This is a genomic window from Kitasatospora sp. NPDC002551 (genome assembly GCF_040296005.1).
GTDB lineage: Bacteria > Actinomycetota > Actinomycetes > Streptomycetales > Streptomycetaceae > Kitasatospora.
Genome location: NZ_JBEOWI010000053.1, coordinates 36,041 through 54,705 on the forward strand (window position 1 = coordinate 36,041; position 18,665 = coordinate 54,705).

28 protein-coding genes and 1 pseudogene are annotated in these 18,665 nt (G+C 72.8%); 14 read left to right on the forward strand and 15 right to left on the reverse strand.

The genetic code is table 11. The annotated features are described in order from the left end of the window. Nucleotides 1–19: 19 nt before the first annotated feature. The 3 genes from ABT093_RS32435 to ABT093_RS32445 all read right to left on the reverse strand — a co-directional run bounded on the left by ABT093_RS32435 (nucleotide 20) and on the right by ABT093_RS32445 (nucleotide 2,009). Nucleotides 20–808: an ABC transporter ATP-binding protein gene (locus ABT093_RS32435; protein ID WP_502884372.1), complete on the reverse strand. Its 789-nt coding sequence runs from the start codon at nucleotides 806–808 to the stop codon at nucleotides 20–22. Between the two features lie 379 nt (nucleotides 809–1,187). Beyond that, nucleotides 1,188–1,742: an NADPH-dependent FMN reductase gene (gene ssuE, locus ABT093_RS32440; RefSeq protein ID WP_350570461.1), complete on the reverse strand. Its 555-nt coding sequence runs from the start codon at nucleotides 1,740–1,742 to the stop codon at nucleotides 1,188–1,190. Between the two features lie 180 nt (nucleotides 1,743–1,922). Continuing rightward, nucleotides 1,923–2,009 carry a putative leader peptide gene (locus ABT093_RS32445; protein WP_350554585.1) on the reverse strand — a complete coding sequence of 29 codons (87 nt, stop codon included), beginning with the start codon at nucleotides 2,007–2,009 and terminating at the stop codon, nucleotides 1,923–1,925. A 224-nt stretch (nucleotides 2,010–2,233) separates the two neighbouring features. Between ABT093_RS32445 and ABT093_RS32450 the strand changes: the two genes are divergently transcribed. Together ABT093_RS32450 and ABT093_RS32455 are read left to right on the forward strand one after the other, a co-directional pair. After that, nucleotides 2,234–3,619 (forward strand): LCP family protein, encoded by a 1,386-nt coding sequence (locus ABT093_RS32450; RefSeq protein WP_350570463.1) that lies wholly within the window; start codon nucleotides 2,234–2,236, stop codon nucleotides 3,617–3,619. 85 nt (nucleotides 3,620–3,704) lie between these two features. Further along, nucleotides 3,705–4,211: an LbetaH domain-containing protein gene (locus ABT093_RS32455; protein ID WP_350570465.1), complete on the forward strand. Its 507-nt coding sequence runs from the start codon at nucleotides 3,705–3,707 to the stop codon at nucleotides 4,209–4,211. A 169-nt stretch (nucleotides 4,212–4,380) separates the two neighbouring features. Here ABT093_RS32455 and ABT093_RS32460 read toward each other — a convergent pair whose 3' ends face one another. Then, on the reverse strand, nucleotides 4,381–5,016 hold the full coding sequence (locus tag ABT093_RS32460; RefSeq protein WP_350570466.1) for a hypothetical protein: 636 nt from the start codon (nucleotides 5,014–5,016) through the stop codon (nucleotides 4,381–4,383). Between the two features lie 246 nt (nucleotides 5,017–5,262). On the opposite strand from ABT093_RS32460, the gene ABT093_RS32465 reads away from it, so the two are divergent. Further along, entirely contained in the window at nucleotides 5,263–5,796 is a 534-nt protein-coding gene (locus tag ABT093_RS32465) for an NUDIX hydrolase (protein ID WP_350570467.1), read from the forward strand. 190 nt (nucleotides 5,797–5,986) lie between these two features. Here the strand turns inward: ABT093_RS32465 and ABT093_RS32470 are convergent, their stop codons facing one another. Beyond that, nucleotides 5,987–6,823 (reverse strand): arylamine N-acetyltransferase family protein, encoded by an 837-nt coding sequence (locus tag ABT093_RS32470; protein WP_350570468.1) that lies wholly within the window; start codon nucleotides 6,821–6,823, stop codon nucleotides 5,987–5,989. Nucleotides 6,824–6,914: 91 nt separating this feature from the next. Continuing rightward, nucleotides 6,915–7,250, reverse strand: a complete 336-nt coding sequence (locus tag ABT093_RS32475; protein WP_350570470.1) for a hypothetical protein — start codon at nucleotides 7,248–7,250, stop codon at nucleotides 6,915–6,917. 128 nt (nucleotides 7,251–7,378) lie between these two features. On the opposite strand from ABT093_RS32475, the gene ABT093_RS32480 reads away from it, so the two are divergent. Continuing rightward, the gene (locus tag ABT093_RS32480; protein WP_350570472.1) at nucleotides 7,379–7,963 is read left to right on the forward strand and encodes an RNA polymerase sigma factor; all 585 of its coding nucleotides are present in this window, start codon (nucleotides 7,379–7,381) and stop codon (nucleotides 7,961–7,963) included. 144 nt (nucleotides 7,964–8,107) lie between these two features. Next, nucleotides 8,108–8,317, forward strand: coding sequence for a hypothetical protein (locus ABT093_RS32485; RefSeq protein WP_350570474.1), 210 nt, complete (start codon nucleotides 8,108–8,110; stop codon nucleotides 8,315–8,317). 131 nt (nucleotides 8,318–8,448) lie between these two features. Here ABT093_RS32485 and ABT093_RS32490 read toward each other — a convergent pair whose 3' ends face one another. Both ABT093_RS32490 and ABT093_RS32495 read right to left on the reverse strand, forming a co-directional pair. Further along, nucleotides 8,449–8,988, reverse strand: a complete 540-nt coding sequence (locus tag ABT093_RS32490; RefSeq protein ID WP_350570475.1) for a hypothetical protein — start codon at nucleotides 8,986–8,988, stop codon at nucleotides 8,449–8,451. Nucleotides 8,989–9,056: 68 nt separating this feature from the next. Next, nucleotides 9,057–9,353, reverse strand: a complete 297-nt coding sequence (locus ABT093_RS32495; protein ID WP_350570477.1) for a hypothetical protein — start codon at nucleotides 9,351–9,353, stop codon at nucleotides 9,057–9,059. A 225-nt stretch (nucleotides 9,354–9,578) separates the two neighbouring features. On the opposite strand from ABT093_RS32495, the gene ABT093_RS32500 reads away from it, so the two are divergent. From ABT093_RS32500 to ABT093_RS32510, 3 genes are all read left to right on the forward strand, one after another. Next, nucleotides 9,579–9,986: a VOC family protein gene (locus ABT093_RS32500; RefSeq protein WP_350570479.1), complete on the forward strand. Its 408-nt coding sequence runs from the start codon at nucleotides 9,579–9,581 to the stop codon at nucleotides 9,984–9,986. A 189-nt stretch (nucleotides 9,987–10,175) separates the two neighbouring features. Beyond that, on the forward strand, nucleotides 10,176–11,501 hold the full coding sequence (locus ABT093_RS32505) for a sensor histidine kinase (RefSeq protein WP_350570481.1): 1,326 nt from the start codon (nucleotides 10,176–10,178) through the stop codon (nucleotides 11,499–11,501). Next, nucleotides 11,465–12,115 (forward strand): LuxR C-terminal-related transcriptional regulator, encoded by a 651-nt coding sequence (locus ABT093_RS32510; RefSeq protein WP_350570483.1) that lies wholly within the window; start codon nucleotides 11,465–11,467, stop codon nucleotides 12,113–12,115. Before ABT093_RS32505 ends, ABT093_RS32510 begins: the two co-directional genes overlap by 37 nt. A 528-nt stretch (nucleotides 12,116–12,643) precedes the next feature. Here ABT093_RS32510 and ABT093_RS32515 read toward each other — a convergent pair. From ABT093_RS32515 to ABT093_RS32540, 6 genes are all read right to left on the reverse strand, one after another. Then, the gene (locus tag ABT093_RS32515) at nucleotides 12,644–13,105 is read right to left on the reverse strand and encodes a barstar family protein (protein ID WP_350570485.1); all 462 of its coding nucleotides are present in this window, start codon (nucleotides 13,103–13,105) and stop codon (nucleotides 12,644–12,646) included. Next, nucleotides 13,083–13,517: a ribonuclease domain-containing protein gene (locus ABT093_RS32520; RefSeq protein ID WP_350570487.1), complete on the reverse strand. Its 435-nt coding sequence runs from the start codon at nucleotides 13,515–13,517 to the stop codon at nucleotides 13,083–13,085. The genes ABT093_RS32515 and ABT093_RS32520 overlap by 23 nt, the downstream gene beginning before the upstream one ends. A 112-nt stretch (nucleotides 13,518–13,629) precedes the next feature. After that, complete coding sequence (locus tag ABT093_RS32525; RefSeq protein ID WP_350570489.1) at nucleotides 13,630–14,061, reverse strand: VOC family protein; 432 nt, start codon at nucleotides 14,059–14,061, stop codon at nucleotides 13,630–13,632. A gap of 52 nt (nucleotides 14,062–14,113) precedes the next feature. Beyond that, nucleotides 14,114–14,242, reverse strand: a complete 129-nt coding sequence (locus tag ABT093_RS32530; RefSeq protein ID WP_350570491.1) for a hypothetical protein — start codon at nucleotides 14,240–14,242, stop codon at nucleotides 14,114–14,116. Then, nucleotides 14,239–14,472: a hypothetical protein gene (locus ABT093_RS32535; RefSeq protein WP_350570492.1), complete on the reverse strand. Its 234-nt coding sequence runs from the start codon at nucleotides 14,470–14,472 to the stop codon at nucleotides 14,239–14,241. Before ABT093_RS32535 ends, ABT093_RS32530 begins: the two co-directional genes overlap by 4 nt. Beyond that, the gene (locus ABT093_RS32540) at nucleotides 14,469–14,834 is read right to left on the reverse strand and encodes an ATP-binding protein (protein ID WP_350570494.1); all 366 of its coding nucleotides are present in this window, start codon (nucleotides 14,832–14,834) and stop codon (nucleotides 14,469–14,471) included. Before ABT093_RS32540 ends, ABT093_RS32535 begins: the two co-directional genes overlap by 4 nt. A 325-nt stretch (nucleotides 14,835–15,159) precedes the next feature. Between ABT093_RS32540 and ABT093_RS32545 the strand changes: the two genes are divergently transcribed. The 3 genes from ABT093_RS32545 (at nucleotide 15,160) to ABT093_RS32555 (ending at nucleotide 16,940) form a co-directional block, all read left to right on the forward strand. Then, the gene (locus ABT093_RS32545; protein WP_350570495.1) at nucleotides 15,160–16,023 is read left to right on the forward strand and encodes a helix-turn-helix domain-containing protein; all 864 of its coding nucleotides are present in this window, start codon (nucleotides 15,160–15,162) and stop codon (nucleotides 16,021–16,023) included. Then, nucleotides 16,016–16,219: a DUF397 domain-containing protein gene (locus ABT093_RS32550; protein WP_350570497.1), complete on the forward strand. Its 204-nt coding sequence runs from the start codon at nucleotides 16,016–16,018 to the stop codon at nucleotides 16,217–16,219. The genes ABT093_RS32545 and ABT093_RS32550 overlap by 8 nt, the downstream gene beginning before the upstream one ends. A 196-nt stretch (nucleotides 16,220–16,415) precedes the next feature. Further along, nucleotides 16,416–16,940, forward strand: coding sequence for a peptidylprolyl isomerase (locus ABT093_RS32555; RefSeq protein WP_350570499.1), 525 nt, complete (start codon nucleotides 16,416–16,418; stop codon nucleotides 16,938–16,940). Nucleotides 16,941–16,978: 38 nt separating this feature from the next. Here the strand turns inward: ABT093_RS32555 and ABT093_RS32560 are convergent, their stop codons facing one another. Continuing rightward, on the reverse strand, nucleotides 16,979–17,548 hold the full coding sequence (locus ABT093_RS32560) for a TetR/AcrR family transcriptional regulator (protein ID WP_350570500.1): 570 nt from the start codon (nucleotides 17,546–17,548) through the stop codon (nucleotides 16,979–16,981). A gap of 81 nt (nucleotides 17,549–17,629) precedes the next feature. Here ABT093_RS32560 and ABT093_RS32565 point away from each other — a divergent pair, with 81 nt between their 5' ends. From ABT093_RS32565 to ABT093_RS32575, 3 genes and pseudogenes are all read left to right on the forward strand, one after another. Then, a complete protein-coding gene (locus ABT093_RS32565) occupies nucleotides 17,630–18,067 on the forward strand; it encodes a DoxX family protein (protein WP_350570501.1) in 438 nt (145 codons plus the stop codon). A 29-nt stretch (nucleotides 18,068–18,096) separates the two neighbouring features. Then, on the forward strand, nucleotides 18,097–18,327 hold the full coding sequence (locus ABT093_RS32570; protein ID WP_350570502.1) for a DUF8825 domain-containing protein: 231 nt from the start codon (nucleotides 18,097–18,099) through the stop codon (nucleotides 18,325–18,327). A gap of 121 nt (nucleotides 18,328–18,448) precedes the next feature. Next, nucleotides 18,449–18,547, forward strand: a pseudogene (locus ABT093_RS32575) (TetR family transcriptional regulator); the annotation flags it as partial. Between the last annotated feature and the right edge of the window lie 118 nt (nucleotides 18,548–18,665).

Consider the following 18,665-nt stretch of genomic DNA (forward strand, 5'->3'; position numbering starts at 1 on the left):
CCTGTCCGCCCCTGCCCGCTCAGCTGGTGCGCTTGCCGTCGAAACGGCGCATGCGCTCGAGGACGGAGTCGGCCGTCGGGGCGTGCATCTCGTCGACGATCACGCCGTCGGCGAGGAACAGCACGCGGTCCGCGTAGCCGGCGGCGACCGGGTCGTGGGTGACCATCACGATGGTCTGGCCCAGCTCGTCGACGCTGCGGCGCAGGAAGGAGAGCACCTCGGCGCCGGAGCGGGAGTCGAGGTTGCCGGTGGGCTCGTCGCCGAAGATGATCTCCGGGCGGGCGGCGAGCGCCCGGGCCACCGCGACCCGCTGCTGCTGGCCACCGGAGAGCTGCGTCGGGCGGTGCTTGAGCCGGCCCGAGAGGCCGACCGTCTCCACCACCCGGTCCAGCCAGGCCTGGTCCGGCTTGCGGCCGGCGATGTCCATCGGGAGCGTGATGTTCTCCAGCGCGTTCAGCGTCGGCAGGAGGTTGAACGCCTGGAAGATGAAGCCGATCTTGTCCCGGCGCAGCCTGGTGAGCTGCTTGTCCTTCAGACCGGTGATCTCCGTGTCGCCGATCCAGATCCGCCCGTCGGTCACCGTGTCCAGACCGGCCAGGCAGTGCATCAGGGTCGACTTGCCGGAGCCCGAGGGGCCCATGATCGCGGTGAAGCGGCCCCGGTGGATGTCGACGTCGACCGCGTCGAGGGCGGTGACCCTGGTCTCGCCCGAGCCGTAGGACTTGGTCACCTGACGAGCCGAGGCGGCGACGGCGGTGGCACCGCCGGGAAGCTGGGGGTCGTACACGGCTGCTGCTGCCGTCGTCACTGTCGTCTCCTAAGAAGTGGGCCCACCCGTTGCCCCCCAGCCTCGTCCGTACCACCCGCCCGGCGACATCGCGCAGGGGAGAGTCTTCGACCGGGAGCCAGCCCCACCCTCCCGGTGTACCGGGGACCCGGACCCGACCGCATCGGGTCCGCCTCGGACGGGCGGGGATGTGCACCACGTTAGGAGCCGGCACCCCTCCCCCTCGTCATCCGACGGTAGGAAGCGGCCCAACCGGAGTTGTACGGGGTCGCGCACCCCTCCCCCTAGGGGTCGGCCCGGGCCCGGTCAGGGTCCGCCCGCGTGAAGGCCCCGCCCGGCGGTTCGCCGGACGGGGCCTGGGGCCGTGCGGAGGTCCGGCGCGCGGGGCGCCGGAGGGGTGTCAGGACGCGAGGGCAGGGGTGGCCCGGCGCTCCAGCGCGGCCGCGAACGCGTCCACGACCGGCCGCAGCAGCACGTCGGTCTCGCGCTCGATGACGGTGGCGCCGTCGTCCCGGACGCTGATGTGACGGTCCAGCACGAACCAGCCCTGGGTGATGTGGTCGGCCCCCATCGAGCTGAGCACCGGCCGCAGCGCGTAGTCCACCGCCAGCACGTGCGCGGTGGAGCCGCCGGTGGCGAGCGGCAGGACCGCCTTGTCGCGCAGCGCGTACTGCGGCAGCACGTCCAGCAGCGCCTTGAGCAGGCCGGAGTACGCGGCCTTGTAGACCGGGGTGCCGATCACCACGCCGTCCGCCTCGGCGAACAGCTCCAGGGCGGCGGCCAGTTCGGGGTGCGAGAGGTCGGCGGAGAGCAGCGCGTGCGCGGGCAGGCTGCGCACCTCGAAGGGGACGACGCGGTGGCCGCGCTCCTCCAGCCGCGCGTCGACCAGACGCAGCAGACGGGTGGTGCGGGAGGTCGGGGACGGGGAGCCGGAGACGGACAGGACGGTGGCCATGGGTTCACCTCGGGGAGGAAGCGGGGCGGCGCTTCGGCAGCACGGGGCACTCACCGGGCGCGGGGCGCACCGATCGGACGGACGGGGACCGGCCGGGCGGCGGGCAGCGGTGGGCGCGCTGCGCGGGCAGCGTCGAGAAGGTGGGAGAAGAGGACGGTGGTGGGGTTCGACGGGTGCGCGTCAGCCACAACAGAGCGAACAGGACACACGCAGCAGGTCGACGTGCCGCCGACGCGTGAGAGTCCATCGCTGATCCATGGCAGTCATGCAAACACGCAGCGTTCCGGGCGGTCAAGGATCGTCCCGCCAGACGAACACCTGGTGAGACGGATGATGAGACGGAGGCGCGCGGGGCCCGGTCCGGAGCGGGGCGCACGCCCGTCGGCACCTTGCCGCGGAACGATCCGGTGCGTGCATCAAAACTGCTACAAGGGCCCTGGTGGGGGCCCCGGGGGGAGTCACGGCGCCCGGCGTCGGGCATTCTCTCCCACATGAACACGTGGCAGGAGGGCCGCCCGGGCGGCGGCGGGAACCCGTACGGCGGCGGCAACGGTGGCGGTGGCGGCGCGTACGGGCAGGGCGGCGGCGCCGAGCCGCCGCTGCCCGCCTCGCTGAACCCGCGCGGGGCGGGCGCCCCGGCGCCCCGGCAGCCCCAGCCACAGGGACACCCGCAGGGGCAGCCCCCGCGGCAGCCGCACGGACAGCCGCCGCAGCAGGCGCGGCAGCCGCAGGCGCCCGGGTACGGGCCCGCGCAGGGGTACGGCCCCGGCGCCGGGCCGGGCCGGCCCGATGCGCGGCCCGGGGTGCCGGCGCAGGGCGCGCCGGGTGCGCCCGGCGGGCCGATACCCCCCGGCGGGCCGCAGTCGCCCGCCGCCCGTCCCTCGCGCTGGCCCCGGCGCCGGATCGTCAAGTGGTCGGTCTTCGGCGTGCTGATCGCCCTGATGGTCACCGCCGTCTCCACCTGGTTCTGGGCGGACTCCAAGCTCAACCACGAGAACGTGCTCGTCGACTACCCGGGCCGTCCGGCCGCGGGCAAGGGCACCAACTGGCTGATCGTCGGCTCCGACAGCCGCAACGGCCTGTCCGACTCCCAGGAGGAGGACCTGCACACCGGCCACGCGGGCGGCAAGCGCAGCGACTCGATGATGATCCTGCACGTCGGGGACAACGGGAACACCCTGATGAGCATCCCGCGCGACTCCTGGGTGCCGATCCCCGAGCACACCGGTGAGAACGGCAAGCCCGTCAAGGCGACCACCTCGAAGATCAATTCGGCGTTCGCGGCGGGCGGCGGCAAGCTCCTCGCGCAGACCGTCGAGATGAACACCGGCATCCGCCTCGACCACTACGCCGAGATCGGCTTCGCCGGCTTCGTGGGCATCGTCGACTCGGTCGGCGGCGTGGACATGTGCATCGAGCAGGACGTCAAGGACAAGGACTCCGGGCTCGACCTCAAGGCCGGCTGCCAGAACCTCGACGGCACCCAGGCGCTCGCCTTCGTCCGCCAGCGCCACCAGATGGCCGACCAGGACCTCGGCCGGATGCGCAACCAGCAGAAGTTCCTCGGCGCGCTGGCCAAGCAGGCGGCCTCGCCGGCCACCGTGCTCAACCCGTTCACGTTCTACCCGCTGGTCTCCTCCGGCCTCGGCACCCTGATCGTCGACGACGACGCCGGGCTGACCGACCTGGGCTCGCTGTTCCTCGCCATGAAGGACGTCAACGGCGGCGGCGGCAAGAGCATCACGGTGCCGATAGCCAACCCGGACTTCAAGACCAACACCGGCGAGTCGGCGGTGAAGTGGGACACCGCGAAGGCCAAGCAGGTCTTCGACGCCTTCAAGAACGACACCCCCGTGCCGGACGTGAAGCAGCCGTGAAGCGGCGGCGGCCGCGGACGCCACGGACGTCCCGGCCGCCCCGGGCGTGCGTGACTCACCGTAACACCGCCGACACAATGGGTGGATGTCACTCGTCACCGCGCTGATCTACCGCCGCCGTCACCGCCTCCTGGGCCGCCTGGTCCAGGAGGCGCTCGCGTTCTACGGGATGGAGGTGCCGGCCGCCGCCGAGATCGGGCCGGGCCTCGTCGTCTTCCACCGGGGCTTCGGCACCGTGCTGCACCCGTACACCACGCTCGGCACCGGGGTGACGCTGTACAACGGCGTGACCGTCGGCCGGGCCGACCCGTGGGTGCCGCAGGAGGAGAGCGCGATGCGGCGGGTGGTGGTGGAGGACGGCGCGGTGCTGTGCGCGGGGGCCAAGGTGATCTGCAAGGAGGGCGTACTGACCGTCGGCGCCGGCACCGTCGTGGGCGCCAACGCCGTGCTGACCCGCTCGACCGGGCGGGGCGAGGTCTGGGCCGGCGCCCCCGCCCGCAGGGTGGGCCTGCGGGCGGGGTGGCCGGCGGACGAGGCGGTGGCGGCGTCCGGCCTGCCGGAGGCGGCGCTCGGGGCCGGGGCGCTCGGCTGAGCCGTCAGGCGTCGGCGGGCCGGGTGCGGAGGACCGCGCCGCCGGAGGGCACGCCGGCCTCGCGGATGAGGCCGCCGCCGTCCGGCTCGTGGCCGCTGCCGTCCGGTTCCTGGCCGCTCACGCCGGACCGGTCGGCCGGGCGGCCGTCACGGGCGGATGCCGCGCCGCCTCAGCGGACGGCCACGCCCGGGAGGTGGCCGGTGGCGCACTCGGCGTACCGGTGGACGGGCTCGCCCCGCCAGCCGGCGCCCTCCCCCGGCACGCCCTCCCGCTCGCCCGCGAAGCCGTGGTGGATCACCTGGCCGCCGCGCCCGCCCGTCCAGCCGGCGCGCGTCAGGTGGACGACCAGGGTGGCCGGGTGCTGCGGCAGGGGCCGCTCCAGGACGAGTTCGCGCAGGCCCTCGCCCGGCGGGAAGGTGACCACCGCCTCGCTGGTCCGCAGCCGCGCCCGGCGCGGCTCCGTCTCCACCGCCCAGTACGCGGTCACCGTGACCTCCAGCCGCCCGCCCAGGCCGCCCTCGTCCGGCTGGACGTACTCCTCGTCGGGGACCCAGCGCGCGTGGTTGCGGATGTCGTCCGGGCCGAACCACTCGGCCCAGGTGACCCAGTAGCCCGCGACGCGCTTGATCGTCATGGCCTCGCGGACGATCCGGACCGGGATGCGGGTCAGGCTGGCGGGCTCGCTCAGCAGCAGCACGCGGCCGTCCGTGTCGACCCGGAGGTCGTCCTGCGGCTCGAAGGAGAGGACGGTCACCTGCTCGAAGGTCACCTCGCCGTCGTCCTTGCGCCGACTCTTCTGCCCCATGCGTGAACCACCTTGCCGGAAAGCGGAGTTGAACGGCTCACGGCTGCCCCCGGTGGCGGGCCGGCCGCGCCCCGCGCAGCATATGGTGCCCGTTCGGTCGCGGCGCGTGATTCCGGCGAATCCCCCCGGAGCGGACGGCGCGCGGCTATCCTGCGCCTGCACACCACGCAGTGCGCGCCCCCGGGAACGCTCGCGCGCCGCCGCGCGCCACGCCTCCGCGCGCCCCCATGGAAGGAGCCCGCCCCGATGGGCGACGCACACTGGCGGGAGCTCCACCGGGAGCCGATCCACAGCGCGTACGGACGCGGCGCCGACCGGGTGACCTTCGCGATGCCCGACGGCCGCGAGGAGGTCTACCACCTCGCCAACGAGTACGCGGCCGCGGCCGTCGTCGCCCTGACGACCGATCAGCGCATCGTGCTGACCCGGCAGTTCCGGCCGGGCCCGCAGACGGTGCTGTACGAACTGCCGGGCGGCGTGGTCGACCCGGGCGAGTCGCCGCAGGACGCCGCCGCCCGCGAACTCGCCGAGGAGACCGGCTACCGGGGTGACGTCCGGCTCGTCACCGCCACCTGGCACGACGCCTACTCCAACGGCGTGCGCTACGCCTGCGTCGCCACCGGCTGCACCCCCACCGCCCGGCTCGCGCACGAGCGCAACGAGTTCATCGAGGTGGTGCTGATGGAGCTGGAGGAGTTCCGCTCCACCGTGCTGCGCCGCGGCCGGCTCACCGACGTGGGCCCGGCCTACCTGGGCCTCGACCACCTCGGCCTGCTGTAGCGCCGCCGCGGACCCGTCGCCGCGGCGGGGCGGTCCGGCCGACACCGGGGACGGGGCGGACTTCCTCGCCTCCGCCCGACGGCTCCGGGCGCCGGGGTCGACCTGTCGGCGGTGCGGCTGGACCGGTTCTGCGCCCGGCCGGCCGGGCGATCACCGGGGCGGGTGATCACCGCGACGGCCCGACGCTTGCTCAGGGGGCGGTGGGGAGGCGGTCCAGGGTGAAGCCGAAGTGGGTGCGGTAGGCGGCGAGGGCGGCGTCGGGGGCGAGCAGGTCCTCGGTGCGGGTGCCGTCGGGGGCGGTGCGCAGCAGGCGGGTACCGCCGGTGGCACGGGTGCTGGTGAGGGTGATCCGGCCGCCGTCCGGGGTGGGGCGGGAGCAGGTGGTCCCGCGGGTGAAGTGCGAGTCGGGGGACGTGGTCTGCCACCAGCAGGTCGGCACGAAGTCGGCCAGCCGGCGCGGGCGCCGCTCCAGCCGGTACTGCGGCTCGCCGTCGAGGACGACGTCGAGGTCGAGGTCGTCGGCCGCGCCGCCGTCCCCGCTCGGGCGGACGGTCAGCCGGCCTGCCGGGTCGTGCTGCTCGCCGCGCTCGTCGAGGAGCAGCGGCCGGCGGGCGAACCGCCCGAAGCCCACGTCGGCCAGCCAGGCGACGCCGTCCGCCTCCACCCGCAGCGCGAGGTGGTCGAACGGCGGCCCGGGCCGCGGGCCGTCGAAGACGCGGGCGGCGAGCAGGTCGACCCGGTAGCCGAGCGCGCGCAGCAGCGCGGCGAAGGCCCCGTTGAGTTCGTAGCAGAACCCGCCGCGCCGCCGGGCGACGATCTTCTCCAGCAGCGCGGCCGGTTCCAGGACGACGGGCTCGCCGAGGTGGATGCTCAGGTTCTCGAACGGCACGGCGTCCAGGTGCGCCTCCTGCAGCCGCGCCAGTTCGGCGGCCCCGGCCCGCCCTGGCCGCTCGGCCCCGATCCGGTCGAGGTACGCCGCCACCTGGGCGGCGGTGAGGCCTTCGGGGTCGTTCGCGAGTTCGTCCATGCCGCCATCCAAGCGGATGGAGCCGCTCCGGCCATCCGTCCCCGGGCCCGGAGCCCTCGGCCCCAGGGCCCAGGGCCGTCGGTCGCCGGGCCTACGGCTTGGCGGCGCCCCAGGCGAGGGCCAGGACGAACCACAGGGCGGCGAGGTAGCGGCGCCGGCGGCGCGGGCCTGCGGCCAGCCGCCGCGACAGCTCCGCGCGCCACCGCGGCATCAGGCGGAGCCGGGCGGGCTCCGTCAGCTGCGGGCCGACCAGCAGGGTGAGCAGGGCGCCCGGTACGCGCAGCAGGGCGCCGCGGAGCACGGCGGTGGTGACGTCGAGGACGACGGCGGCCAGCAACGCGGCCGGCAGCGCGGTGCGCCAGCCCGTCAGGTCCTCGCCGAGGAGGACGGCGTGCGGCACGGTGAGCAGGACGATGGAGTGCTTCATGCCTCCTCGACGGGGCCGGGGTGCTCGCCCTGCCACCACTGCTCGTGCAAGGAAAGGGAGTTGCGCGTCGTCGGAGGAGTGAGGGATGGCGACGGACCACCCCCGCGAAGTCCAACGGAAGGACGCCCATGGCGAAGTCGGAAGGGGCGGGCGCCCATGGCCCGTCCCCGTCGGCGCCGATGAGCGAGGCGCAGCTCGAGGAGCTCGTCCGTGACCTCCTGCCGCGCCTGGTGACCAGTCTCCGCGAGATGACGCACGACGAGCAGACGGCCGAGAGCATCGCGGCCAAGGCCTGCATGGTCGTGATCAACGAGGTCCGCAAGGGGACGGTGTTCCACCGGCCGGTGATCGCCTACGCCACCACCGTGGCGCGCCGGATGGCCATCGACCACTGGAGGTCGGCTCCCGTCCGCCGGGAGGAGCCGGTGGCGGAGATCCCCGAGGGGAGCCGGCCCGCGACAGCCGGGGACCCCGGCGACAACCAGCCGGGCGCCCGGCTGGAGTTCGAGGAGCTGCTGCGGATCGTCCACAAGGCGATCGGCGACCAGCGGCAGGCACGGATCTGGGAGCTCCACCACATCTGGCTCTGGAAGGGGGCGGAGATCGCCGAGACCCTGGGGATCTCCGCGTCCACCGTCTCCCGCGAGCTGAAGCGGGCGAACGAGCGGGCGCGGACGGCGCCGATCCCGCTGCCGCGCCGGGAAGCCGACTGACTGGGTCCGCGTCTAGGGTTCGCGGGCCGGCCGCCCGGTCGGTCCGCGGGCCCGGGTCGGGGCGCCAGAGAGGAGCCTCGAGGGCCAGTGGTCGTCGTATCAGCCCACGACCGACCACCGGCCCCGTCACGGGAAGGAAAACGTATGCAGGAGTTCATGCGGCCGACACGGGGGACGCTGCCGCAGAACCAGCAGGGGGCCGGGGGGGCCGACGTGTTCGAGAGCTGGGACGTGCTGTACGCCGAGCTGTCCGCGGGGGCCGACGCCCTCGGCGACGCCGTCGGGGAGCAGGCGGGGGATCTCTCGATGTGGGACGTTCCGTGGTCCGCCACGGAGACGGGGGGAACGCTGTGACGTATGTGCGTGTGCCGGCCGGATGGCGGCTCTCCGCGAGGCGACCGGCCGCCCCGGCTCCGCTGCGGCTGTAGCCGAGGGTTCCGCCCGGCGGGCCTGCTGCCGGAGTCGGGGCAGCAGGCCCGCCGCTTTCAGGCGCGGGAAGCGGCGGCGAACTCGCGGAGGTAAGCGCCCGCGTAGGCGGCCGCCTCCTCGCGGCTCGTGCACGGGGTGGCGTCGGGGGCGGGGGTGCCGCAGGAGCCGTCGGCGGCCCGGGCGGTCCAGGTCCAGTGGCCGGTGACCCGGTCCCGGGTCAGTTCGGCCTCGCCGCCGAACAGTTCGAGGGTGACCGGGTCCGCCGCGGCGGCCGCGGGGCGGGGGACGGCGTCCGGCCACTTCTTGCGGGCACCCTGGCGGGTGATGCCCCAGGCGGCGCCCAGCTGCTCGTAGCTCGCGCCGTACGCGCCGGCGGTGCCGGCCGCGATCTCCGTCAGCCGCTTGACCTCGGCGTCCACCGTCTTCCAGGCGGCGAGCACGGTGAGCGCCACCTCGGCCGGGTCGGCGTCCCACATGCGGTGCTCGGGTTGCCCGGATGCCCGGGCGCGGAGCGCCGAGGCGAGCGGGTTCAGGGCGTCGAGGAGGGCGACGGCGAGGGCGGACTGCTCTTCGGGGGTGATCTCGGGAGTCGGCATGCGACAACTATAGTTACCAATCACGAGATTGGTAACTATAGTTGTCGTAACGTTCGGGCGACTTGGCGTCAGGGCACGTAGACGCTCCTGCTCGCGAGCGGCGCGTAGATCGTGCCCGGGGCGATGAGCGCCTCGATCTGGCCCGTACAGCCCGACCCGGTCCAGACCTGGACGGCCGAGTCGGTGAAGTTGGTCACCACCGGGCGGACGAAGTCGCCCAGCGGGATGCACCCGCTCGGATCCGGGTGCGCGGCACCGTCGATGATCAGCACCCCGTGGGCCGCGTACGCGGTGTTCGGCACCCCGACGGCCAGCGCGGCCGCCGTCAGCCAGGCCCCGAGAACGGTGGCGGTGCGTCGCTTCATGCGTCTACTCCCTCTCGGCCGGAGCGGAGCCGCCCCGTTGCGGCTCCGCCGGTGCGGCTCAAGGTAGTGAGGCGATGACGCGCGGCAACGGAACGCCGGGCGCGGCGACACGGGCGCGGAGTGGGAAGTCGGACCGGCCGACTTTCCACGCGGCTGTCACACAAGACGACCGGGATCCGTCAGGCAGGCAGAGACGGAACACCCGAGCCACCGAAGGGCGACACCATGCTCACCAAGGTCATGTACGTCACGGTCTACGTCACCGACCAGGACCGCGCGCTGCGCTTCTACACCGAGCAGTTGGGGCTGGAGAAGCGCATCGACTACCCCGGCCCCGACGGGCGCTTCCTGACCGTGGGCGCCGCGGGCCACCCGTTCGAGATCATCCTCTGGTCGCACGCGGCGTCCGCCGGCCAGCCGGCGCGGAAGGAGGGCGCGGCCGTGCCCGGCCCGGTCATCCTGGAGTCGGACGACCTGCGGAAGGACTTCGAGGTCTGGCGCGAGCGCGGGGTGGTGTTCGACGAGCCCGAACCGCAGGAGTACGCGTTCGGCCTCCGCATCGAGGCGACCGACCCGGACGGCAACCGGATCTCGCTGCGCCAGCAGAGGCCGGTGCCGCGCACCGACGGCTGACCGCCGCCCGGGAAGGCCGGGGGCCTCGCAGCCGCAGGGCGTGCGGGGCCCCCGGTGTACCCAGGTACCCCCCAGGAGTGGCCCGAGGCCCAGTGATCGGGCCTCGACACTGCGGCAGTCTGGACCCGCGGACGCAGAACAAGACGCGGGAGGGCCGGCCGCGAGGCCGGCGCGGAGGGGGGAACGGTCGTGAGCGACGACAAGGCCGATGCGGGGAGCGAGGCACGGCGTACGCGTGCAGTACCCCGCGCCCTACGGGCCGCGGTGCGCTGCACGGTGCTGGCCGCGTTCGTGGTACCGCAGGTGGCGCTGCTCACCGCGGCGTCCTTCGCCGGCGGCCTGACGGCCCTCGGGGTGGGCGTCCCGCTGCTGCTGCCGGTCGCCCTGGCGGCCCGCCGGCTGGCCGGACTGCGGCGGACCCTGGCCGCCCGCTGGTCCCGCACCGAGATCCGCGCACCCTACCTGCCGCAACCCGAGGCCCCACCCGGCCTCGGTGGCGTCTGGGCGCGCTGCCGGACGGTCCTCACCGACCCGGCCACCTGGCGGGACCTGCTCTGGCTGTTCGTCGACCCGGTCATCGGCTTCACTCTGCTGCTGATCCCCCTGACCGTGACCGTCTACGGCGCCCTCGGCCTGCTGTCGCCCTGGATCTGGGCGACGCGAGCCGCCCATGGCGGCGACACCACGATCCTGTGGGTGCACGTGACGGACGCGGGCAGCGCCTGGACCGCCGCCGTCCTCGGGCTGCCGATCGTCCTGGTCGGGCTGGCACACGCCCCCGCTGCGCTGCGCGCCCACACCGCACTGGCCAAGGCGCTGCTCGGCCCCACCGCCCGCACGGAGGCGCTGGCCGCCCGGCGCGAGGTGGCCCGCCTCACCGAGACCCGGCGCGACGCGCTGAGCGCCCAGGCCGCCGAACTGCGCCGGATCGAACGGGACCTGCACGACGGCGCGCAGGCCCGGCTGGTGGCCATGGGCATGAACCTGGGGATCGCCGAGCGGCTGGTCGAGCGCGACCCGCAGGCCGCGAAGCGGCTGCTGGCCGAGACCCGCCAGGCCTCCGCGACCGCCCTCGGCGAGCTGCGCGACCTGGTCCGCGGCATCCACCCGCCGGTCCTGGCCGACCGCGGACTCGTCGACGCGGTGCGGGCGTTGGGCATGAACAGCCCGCTGGACGTGACGGTGTCGGCCGAGTTGCCGGGCCGCCCCGAGGCACCGGTCGAGTCCGCCGTCTACTTCGGCGTCTCGGAGGCGCTGGCCAACGCCGCCAAGCACTCCGGAGCCGTCCGCGTCGACGTCCAACTCTGGTACGCGGACGGCCTGCTGAAGGCCCAGGTCACCGACGACGGGACGGGTGGCGCCGACCCCTCGCGCGGCACCGGGCTGCGCGGCCTCGAACGCCGGCTTGCTACCTTCGACGGACTCCTGGCCGTCCGCAGCCCGCACGGCGGCCCCACGACCCTGACCATGGAGCTGCCGTGCGCGTTGTCCTCGCCGAGGACCTCTTCCTCCTGAGGGACGGCCTGGTCCGGATGCTGCAGGCCTACGACTTCGAGGTGGCGGCCGCGGTGGACACCGGACCGGACCTGCTGCGGGCCCTGCTCACCGAGCGCCCGGACGTGGCCGTGGTCGACGTACGGCTTCCCCCGACGTTCACCGACGAGGGCCTGCGGGCGGCGCTGGAGGCGCGGCGGCGGATACCCGGGCTGCCGGTCCTGGTGCTCTCCCAGTACGTCGAGCAGCTCTACGCCAAGGAGTTGCTCGCCGACGGCCTCGGCGCGATCGGCTACCTGCTGAAGGACCGGGTGTTCGACCCCGACCAGTTCGTGGAGACGGTCCACCGGGTGGCGGCGGGCGGCACCGCACTCGACCCGCAGGTGATCGCCATGCTGGTCGGCGGCACCGAACGGCGCAAACCGCTGGACCGGCTGACGCCGAGGGAGCGCGAGGTGCTCCAACTGATGGCGGAGGGACGTTCCAACGCCGGGATCGCCGAGCGCATGGTGATCACCGAGCGGGCGGTGAAGAAGCACACCGCCAACATCTTCCTCAAGCTCGACCTGCCGCCCTCGGAGGAGGACCACCGCCGGGTGCGGGCGGTGCTGGCCTTCCTGGAGGTCACCTCCTGACCGGCGGGCTCCGCAGGGCGCCCGGGAAGATCCTGTCGGGGCCGCATGGCATGGTTCGGCCGTGATCTGTGACGTGTGTGGACACGGGGCGCAGCCGGTACCGCTACCCGACGTCCGGATGCCGTAGGACCTACCGGTGAAGGAGCAGTGGTTCTGCTCTTGGTGCTACGCGTGGACCGAGCTGGGCCACGGCGTGGACGAGATCTCGCGGCCGCAGTACGTGTCACCGGACCGGCGCTGGGAACGGGCGGAGTCCGAGGAGCTGCCCGCCGATGTCTCCCACGCCCATGGGCACTTCGGGACGACGCTGTGCGGGATCCGGAAGGACGGCCTGTCCGCCTCGCCGTACCTATGGCTGCCGGGGAAGGCCGATGCCTGCCAGGCCTGCTGGGTGGCCGCCGTCGCCATCGACCGGCGCCGGCCGTCGGACGGGCGGGAGGTTCGAACGGAGGCAGGTGTCGCCTCCCCCCGACTCGGACTGGCCGCCCTTCCAGGGCCGCCGGCACCGCTGCGGCGCGGTCGGCGCGGTCAGATGGCGCGGCCCGCGGTGCGCAGGCGGTGGCCGGTGGCGGCGGCGCGGGGTGGGGTGGTGGTGAACAGGACGCGGAGCGGGGAGTCGGTGGAGAGGGTGGTGGCGGCCGCCGTGTCCAGGATGGCGAGGAGGAGGGTGAGTTGGTCGGGGGGCTCGTCGGCGAGGAGGGCGTCGGCGGCTGTGACGAGGACGAGGAGGCGGGTGGTGGTCTCGGCACCGGGTGGGTGGAGGACGTCGTGGAGGCACTCCTCGAACGCGTCCCAGTTGTGGCCGAAGTAGCCTGGGAAGGCGAGGGATTCGGCCCACTGCGCGAAGAGGGCGGCCCGGGTGCGGCAGCGGTCGCCGCGGACGAGGCGGAGCTGGTGGGCGCCGGCGGCGAACCCGGCCCAGGGATGGCCCGGCAGGAGGTCCCACCGGGCCGGGCCGAGGGGTTCCTCAGCAACCACTGGAGATCTCACGGAAGTTGGCGTAGTGGTCGAAGGTGTACCAGGTGCGGGCGGTGGCCTCGTCGCGGACCAGGCGCTCGGCGTCGCGGTGGGTGGTGGGCGTCGGGCGGGGGTTGACGTCGTACTCGTGGTACGGGGCGCCGGCCGGGAGGTCGCCGCTGCGGTTGCCGTAGGAGTTGCTGCCGCGGATGTACTCCGGGCCGGGGAGGCGGAAGTCGACCGGGCGCGGGTTGGTGGGCCAGCCGAGGTCGAACCAGATGTGGCAGGCGCGCTCGACCTGCGGAGGGAAGTCCTCGACGGGGAGCGGGGGCTGGATGACCGCCCGGGTGGAGACGGGGACGGACCAGGCGGGGGCGGCCGGAGCGAGGACGGGGCAGGCGAGGGCCAGGGCCAGGGCGGCCTGCGCCAGACGGCGGAGGGTCATGGGTACCCGTTTCGGTGCGGGGATGCGTGCATCGAAGGGGTACCGCAGGGGGGTTGGGCGTGCGGGCGGGCGCGCCGGGGACTGCGGGACGCCCACCCGCCCGGGTGACACCTCAGTCGAGGCAGAACTCGTTGCCCTCGATGTCCCGCATCAGGATGCAGGACTCGTTCTCCTCGTCGGCGATCAGGACCTGCACGCACGTCGCTCCGAGCGCGGTCAGCCGTTCGCGTTCGGCCTGGAGCGTGGCCAGGCGCTCCTCCCCCACGAGTCCGGTGCCGACGCGGACGTCGAGGTGGACGCGGTTCTTGACGACCTTGCCCTCGGGGACGCGCTGGAAGAGCACGCGCGGGCCCTCGCCCGTGGGGTCGGTGCAGGGGAAGTACTGGGGCTCCTTGCCGGGCGCGTCCGAGCGGTCGAAGTCGTCCCACGTGGCGAACCCGTCCGGCGGCGAGGCGACGTATCCCAGCACCTCGCACCAGAAGCGGGCGAGGAGGGTGGGCTTCGCGCAGTCGAAGGTGACCTGGAACTTCTTGACCGATGACATTCAGGCAGCGTAGCAAGCGGAAAGCGGGTGTTCGATCGGGTTTTCCGGGGGGTCAGTTGGGCTGGTCGTCGTCGTCGGCGTGGTGGTGGACCTTGAGGGCGGTGATGACGCCGGTGATGACGGTGGCGATGGCGAGGGCGAGGAGGGCAGCGAAGGCGGCGCCGATGAGGAAGCCGGTCACGTCCGGCCCGCTTCGCGGAGGAGTTCGAGGAGGTTGAGGAGGGTGGCGAGGGAGGTGTCGCCGAAGTGGACGAGGAGGCGGCCGTCGATGGTGGTGCCGTTGACGGTGGCGGAGCCCCACTGGATGCCGAAGGTCTTGCCGCGCTCGTGGAGTTCGCGGAGGAGAGCGGTGACCTCGGGCTCGGTGTAGGTGCGCAGGTACGTGTCGCTGGGGGTGATGGGGGCGTTCACGCGGCGGCGTCCAGCTCGAACCAGGTGACCTTGCCGGTGTTGGTCGGGGTGGAGCCGAAGCGGTGGGTGAGGGCGCGGACGAGGTGGAGCCCGCGCCCGGAGACCGCGAAGGGGTCGGCGGGGAGGCGGGGCTCGGGCAGGTCGGGGCTGTCGTCGCCGACCGAGACCCGCAGGGTGCGGGGGCTGAGGACGACGATGACGCGGGGCGCCTGGCAGCCGGCGTGCTTCCACGCGTTGATGTACAGCTCGTGAAGGGCGAGTTCGGCATCGGCGGTGGCGTCGGGGTGCCAGCCGGCGGAGGCGAGGAGGTTGCGCAGCTCGCTGCGGGCGGCGGACCAGTCGGGCGGGTTGAAGGCACGCATGGTGAACCCCCGTGGGGTGGTGGTGAGAGTGGGGAGGTGTCGGTCGGCGGGAACGTCGCCGTGAGCCAGGCCAGGGCGGGATTGGAGGTCACGCGTGGTTGCTCTTCGGCGCCCGGGCAGCAGGTACCTACTACCGGAGAAATGGGCATTTCTGACGATCCGTCGGGTCGATCGTGGAACGACCATAGCGCACGATCACTAAAAATTTAGTGCCGAAGTCCAAAGTTCCCCCTTGAGGGGGGCCTACGGGCGGAGGTTCGCTTCCGGTTGGACCCTCCAGTGGCCCGCGCGGCACACTGGCCACACCCGACGCCGAAAGGACACCATGCCCGGTCGCAGCAACCCGACTCTTCGCCAGCGACGGCTCGGCGCAGAGCTGCGCAAGATGCGCGAGCAGGCCGGCCTCGGCGGCACCGAACTGGGGAGACTCCTCGGCGCGAGCCCGTCGGTAGTGACGCAGATGGAGAGCGCGAAGATCGGCGCGAGCGCCGAACGCGTGCGCTCGTTCGCCGCGGTCTGCAAGTGCACCAACCAGCCCCTCATCGATGCGCTGGTCGAGATGGCTGTCGAACGCGGCAAGGGCTGGTGGGAGGAATATCAGGGAGTCCTACCGACGGACTTCCTGGAGATCGCGGAGATGGAGGCCCATGCCCACAAGCTCTACACATGGGCGACCACCTACATCCCAGGGCTGCAACAGACCGGGACCTACGCGTCGGCGGTCTTCTCCCGCATTTCCCCACCACTGCCACGCCATGACATCGATGTCAGGACCGCGTTTCGCGTACAGCGTCAGCGCGTGGTCAGGGCCCGCCGGACTCCGTACGTTTCGTTTGTCCACGAGGCGGCGCTGCGGATGCAGTTCGGAGGCCCAAGGGTGCTCGCCGACCAACTCGCAGCCTTGCTTGAAGCTTCCGAGCAGCCCAGCATGTCCGTGCGCGTGGTGCCATTCGACATGGACACCTTCCCCGGCGCTGGCGAGAACATCATGTACGCCGAAGGTCCGGTTCCAGAGCTGGACACCCTTCAGATGGACAGCGCCCAGGGCGTTCTCTTCTTCCACTCACCGGCGGATCTGGCGAACCAGCGCGCGACATTCGCGGGGTTGGACTCCACGGCTCTTTCCGAGGAGGACTCACGAGACTTCATCCGGAATATCGCAAGTGAGCTGAAGGGCAAGTATGAGTAAGTCTGCATGGCAGAAGTCCAGCTACAGCGGTGCATCGAACGAATGCATCGAGGTACGTACTGCGGACAGCCTGGTCGAACTACGTGAGTCCGACAGCGGAGGGATCATCATCCGCACCATGCCTCACAAGTTCGTCAAGTTCCTCCAGGGCGTCAAGAACGGCGAGTTCGACCACCATGCCGAGCACAAGGTCTGACTCGAACCCGCGTGTGGCTCCTCGCCTGACCGGCGAGGAGCCACACCGAATTAATCACTACATCTTTAGGCGAAGCGTGGTCAAGAGTACCGGAACGGCAGGCCGAGAGACCCAGTTCGGCGCTCACGAACGGGTGAATATGGGACCTCGTGACAGGATCGGGCGGGTCTGACCTCTTCCGAAAGGTGCCCCGCCCATGGGCTCGCAGCACTACGCCGTCATCAAGACCAACCACGGCACCATCACCGCCAAGCTCTTCCAGTTCCACACCCCTCGCACCGTGCGCAACTTCGTCGAACTCGCCGAGGGCTCACGTGAGTGGACCGATCCCTCCACCGGGGCTCCGACCTCCGCGCCCCTCTACAACGGGACGACTTTCCACCGCGTCATCGGCAACTTCATGATCCAGGGCGGTGACCCGCTCGGCGACGGCACCGGTGGGCCCGGCTACGAGTTCGCCGACGAGTTCCACCCCGAGCTCTTCTTCACCAAGCCCTACCTCCTGGCCATGGCCAACGCGGGCCCGAACACCAACGGCTCCCAGTTCTTCATCACCACCCGCGCCACCCCCCACCTCAACCGCAAGCACACCATCTTCGGCGAGGTCGCCGACCCCGACAGCCAGAAGATCGTGGACGCCATCGCCGCCACCCCGACCGGACCCGGGGACCGCCCCCTGGAGCCTGTCGTCATCGAGTCGATCACCATCGAGATTCGCTGACTCCCCCCGCGGAGTAGGAAGTCGGCCCCGCCGACTTCCTACTCCGCCCCGCCCCCGAACACCACCCGCAGGACCTCCCTCGCCAACTCCTCCACATCCGCCTCCCCCCTGCTCTCCGACAGCGCCCCGTTCAGCCACAGGCTCGCGAATCCGTGCGCCACCGACCACGCCGCGAGCGTCGTCGCCCGGTCCGCCCCTTCCCCCCGCGACAGCTTCCGCCCGCTCGCCGCCAGCACCGCCCCCGCCCGGTCCCGGGCCGCCGCCAGCTCCGGATCGTCCGCCCGGTAAAGCTCCGGCCGGAACATCACCTCGAAGTACGCCCGGTGGTCCACCGCGAACCGCACGTACGCCACCCCCGCCCCGTACGGATCCCCCGCCGCCCGCTCCAACGCCCCCGCGAACAGCTCGAACCCCTCCGCCGCCACCGCCGTGAGCACCCCCGCCTTGTCCCCGAAGTGGTGCGCCGGCGCGGCATGCGACACCCCCGCCCGACGCGCCAGCTCCCGCAGGCTCCACCCCGACGGCCCCGACTCCTCGATCGCCGCCAGCGCGGCGTCCAGCACCGCCCGCCGCAGGTTCCCGTGGTGGTAGCTCTCCGTCTTCCCCATCCCGTTTCCTCTCTTCATCTAGCCATTGACAAGATTACCCCGCCGAGCAAATCTTGTCAGTGACAAGATTGGAGAGTCCGCATGGCCCCGCTCATCGCCCTCCTCGGCGGCTTCGCCGTCCTGCGCCTGCTCGGCCTCGTCGCCGTCGACGCCCTCGACGCCTGGCAGCCCGCCGTCCGCGGCGCCCTCGCCCTGATGTTCCTCACCACCGGCGTGCCGCACTTCCTGCCCGCCTTCCGCCGCGACTTCGTCGCGATGATCCCGCCCGCCCTCCCCCGCCCCGCCCTGCTCGTCACGCTCACCGGCGTCCTCGAACTGGCCGGCGCCGTCGGCCTCCTGGTCCACCCGCTCGCCCCCTACGCCGCCGCCGGCCTCGCCCTGCTGATGCTCGCGATGTTCCCCGCCAACGTGTACGCCGCCCGCCACGGCGGCACCCTCGCCGGAAAGCCCGTCACCCCGCTGCCCGCACGCACCGCGCTCCAAGTGCTGTTCGTGGCAGCGGCGGTGGCCGCGGTCTAGCATCCGCCGACCCCCACTAGGCTCAGCGCATGCCTCACGAGTGGTCCTTCCCCGACGACCTCATCCAGCTCCGGCGGGAGTACAACGCCGCCAGACGGTCGATGTGGGCGGACGCGATGGAGTCGCCCGAGCACCGCGACACACAACTCCAGCTCGGGGCCCGCATATCGGCCCACCCCTTCTGGGCGTCCGTCCCCGAGGACCAGAGGCACCTCGCCAACCGGGCGCTCAAGCAGGTCAGCCTTCACCCGTGGCCCTGATCCGGAGGGAACTCGGCATTCTCGAATGGCCGCGGAAGTGACCTGAAGATCACAAGCACGGAAGCAGGCCATGGCAGCTCCGGACATGATCGACCGGGCAGCTCCTGGCTGGCCGAGGGCCCTGCCGACCTGCCTCGACGGCCTGGTCTTCGACCGGCTGGTGAGCGGCGGCGAGGTGCCGCGCGAGGCTGTCGAAAGGCTGGTCGCCGCCACCCTGCGCCGCGGCCCGCCGGAGCAGGAAGTCGGACCCCGCCCCGCGCAGGAACCCGAGCGGGGCCGGCAGGCGGGGGCCGACCGACAGCAGGGGGCGGGCGCGCAGGAGGGGGGGGGGGGCCGCG

What these genes read in the sequence shown, in the direction of transcription:
- ABT093_RS32490 (WP_350570475.1), bottom strand. Translation starts at nt 8,988, where the DNA reads ATGCCGACTCCCGAGATCACCCCCGAAGAGCAGTCCGCCCTCGCCGTC.
- ABT093_RS32470 (WP_350570468.1), bottom strand. Translation starts at nt 6,823, where the DNA reads ATGGACGAACTCGCGAACGACCCCGAAGGCCTCACCGCCGCCCAGGTG.
- ABT093_RS32570 (WP_350570502.1), top strand. Translation starts at nt 18,097, where the DNA reads ATGCCTCACGAGTGGTCCTTCCCCGACGACCTCATCCAGCTCCGGCGG.
- ABT093_RS32560 (WP_350570500.1), bottom strand. Translation starts at nt 17,548, where the DNA reads ATGGGGAAGACGGAGAGCTACCACCACGGGAACCTGCGGCGGGCGGTG.
- ABT093_RS32445 (WP_350554585.1), bottom strand. Translation starts at nt 2,009, where the DNA reads ATGACTGCCATGGATCAGCGATGGACTCTCACGCGTCGGCGGCACGTC.
- ABT093_RS32545 (WP_350570495.1), top strand. Translation starts at nt 15,160, where the DNA reads ATGCCCGGTCGCAGCAACCCGACTCTTCGCCAGCGACGGCTCGGCGCA.
- ABT093_RS32500 (WP_350570479.1), top strand. Translation starts at nt 9,579, where the DNA reads ATGCTCACCAAGGTCATGTACGTCACGGTCTACGTCACCGACCAGGAC.
- ABT093_RS32525 (WP_350570489.1), bottom strand. Translation starts at nt 14,061, where the DNA reads ATGTCATCGGTCAAGAAGTTCCAGGTCACCTTCGACTGCGCGAAGCCC.
- ABT093_RS32480 (WP_350570472.1), top strand. Translation starts at nt 7,379, where the DNA reads ATGGCGAAGTCGGAAGGGGCGGGCGCCCATGGCCCGTCCCCGTCGGCG.
- ABT093_RS32465 (WP_350570467.1), top strand. Translation starts at nt 5,263, where the DNA reads ATGGGCGACGCACACTGGCGGGAGCTCCACCGGGAGCCGATCCACAGC.
- ABT093_RS32555 (WP_350570499.1), top strand. Translation starts at nt 16,416, where the DNA reads ATGGGCTCGCAGCACTACGCCGTCATCAAGACCAACCACGGCACCATC.
- ABT093_RS32450 (WP_350570463.1), top strand. Translation starts at nt 2,234, where the DNA reads ATGAACACGTGGCAGGAGGGCCGCCCGGGCGGCGGCGGGAACCCGTAC.
- ABT093_RS32540 (WP_350570494.1), bottom strand. Translation starts at nt 14,834, where the DNA reads ATGCGTGCCTTCAACCCGCCCGACTGGTCCGCCGCCCGCAGCGAGCTG.
- ABT093_RS32485 (WP_350570474.1), top strand. Translation starts at nt 8,108, where the DNA reads ATGCAGGAGTTCATGCGGCCGACACGGGGGACGCTGCCGCAGAACCAG.
- ssuE (WP_350570461.1), bottom strand. Translation starts at nt 1,742, where the DNA reads ATGGCCACCGTCCTGTCCGTCTCCGGCTCCCCGTCCCCGACCTCCCGC.
- ABT093_RS32520 (WP_350570487.1), bottom strand. Translation starts at nt 13,517, where the DNA reads ATGACCCTCCGCCGTCTGGCGCAGGCCGCCCTGGCCCTGGCCCTCGCC.
- ABT093_RS32455 (WP_350570465.1), top strand. Translation starts at nt 3,705, where the DNA reads ATGTCACTCGTCACCGCGCTGATCTACCGCCGCCGTCACCGCCTCCTG.
- ABT093_RS32475 (WP_350570470.1), bottom strand. Translation starts at nt 7,250, where the DNA reads ATGAAGCACTCCATCGTCCTGCTCACCGTGCCGCACGCCGTCCTCCTC.
- ABT093_RS32460 (WP_350570466.1), bottom strand. Translation starts at nt 5,016, where the DNA reads ATGGGGCAGAAGAGTCGGCGCAAGGACGACGGCGAGGTGACCTTCGAG.
- ABT093_RS32495 (WP_350570477.1), bottom strand. Translation starts at nt 9,353, where the DNA reads ATGAAGCGACGCACCGCCACCGTTCTCGGGGCCTGGCTGACGGCGGCC.
- ABT093_RS32565 (WP_350570501.1), top strand. Translation starts at nt 17,630, where the DNA reads ATGGCCCCGCTCATCGCCCTCCTCGGCGGCTTCGCCGTCCTGCGCCTG.
- ABT093_RS32550 (WP_350570497.1), top strand. Translation starts at nt 16,016, where the DNA reads ATGAGTAAGTCTGCATGGCAGAAGTCCAGCTACAGCGGTGCATCGAAC.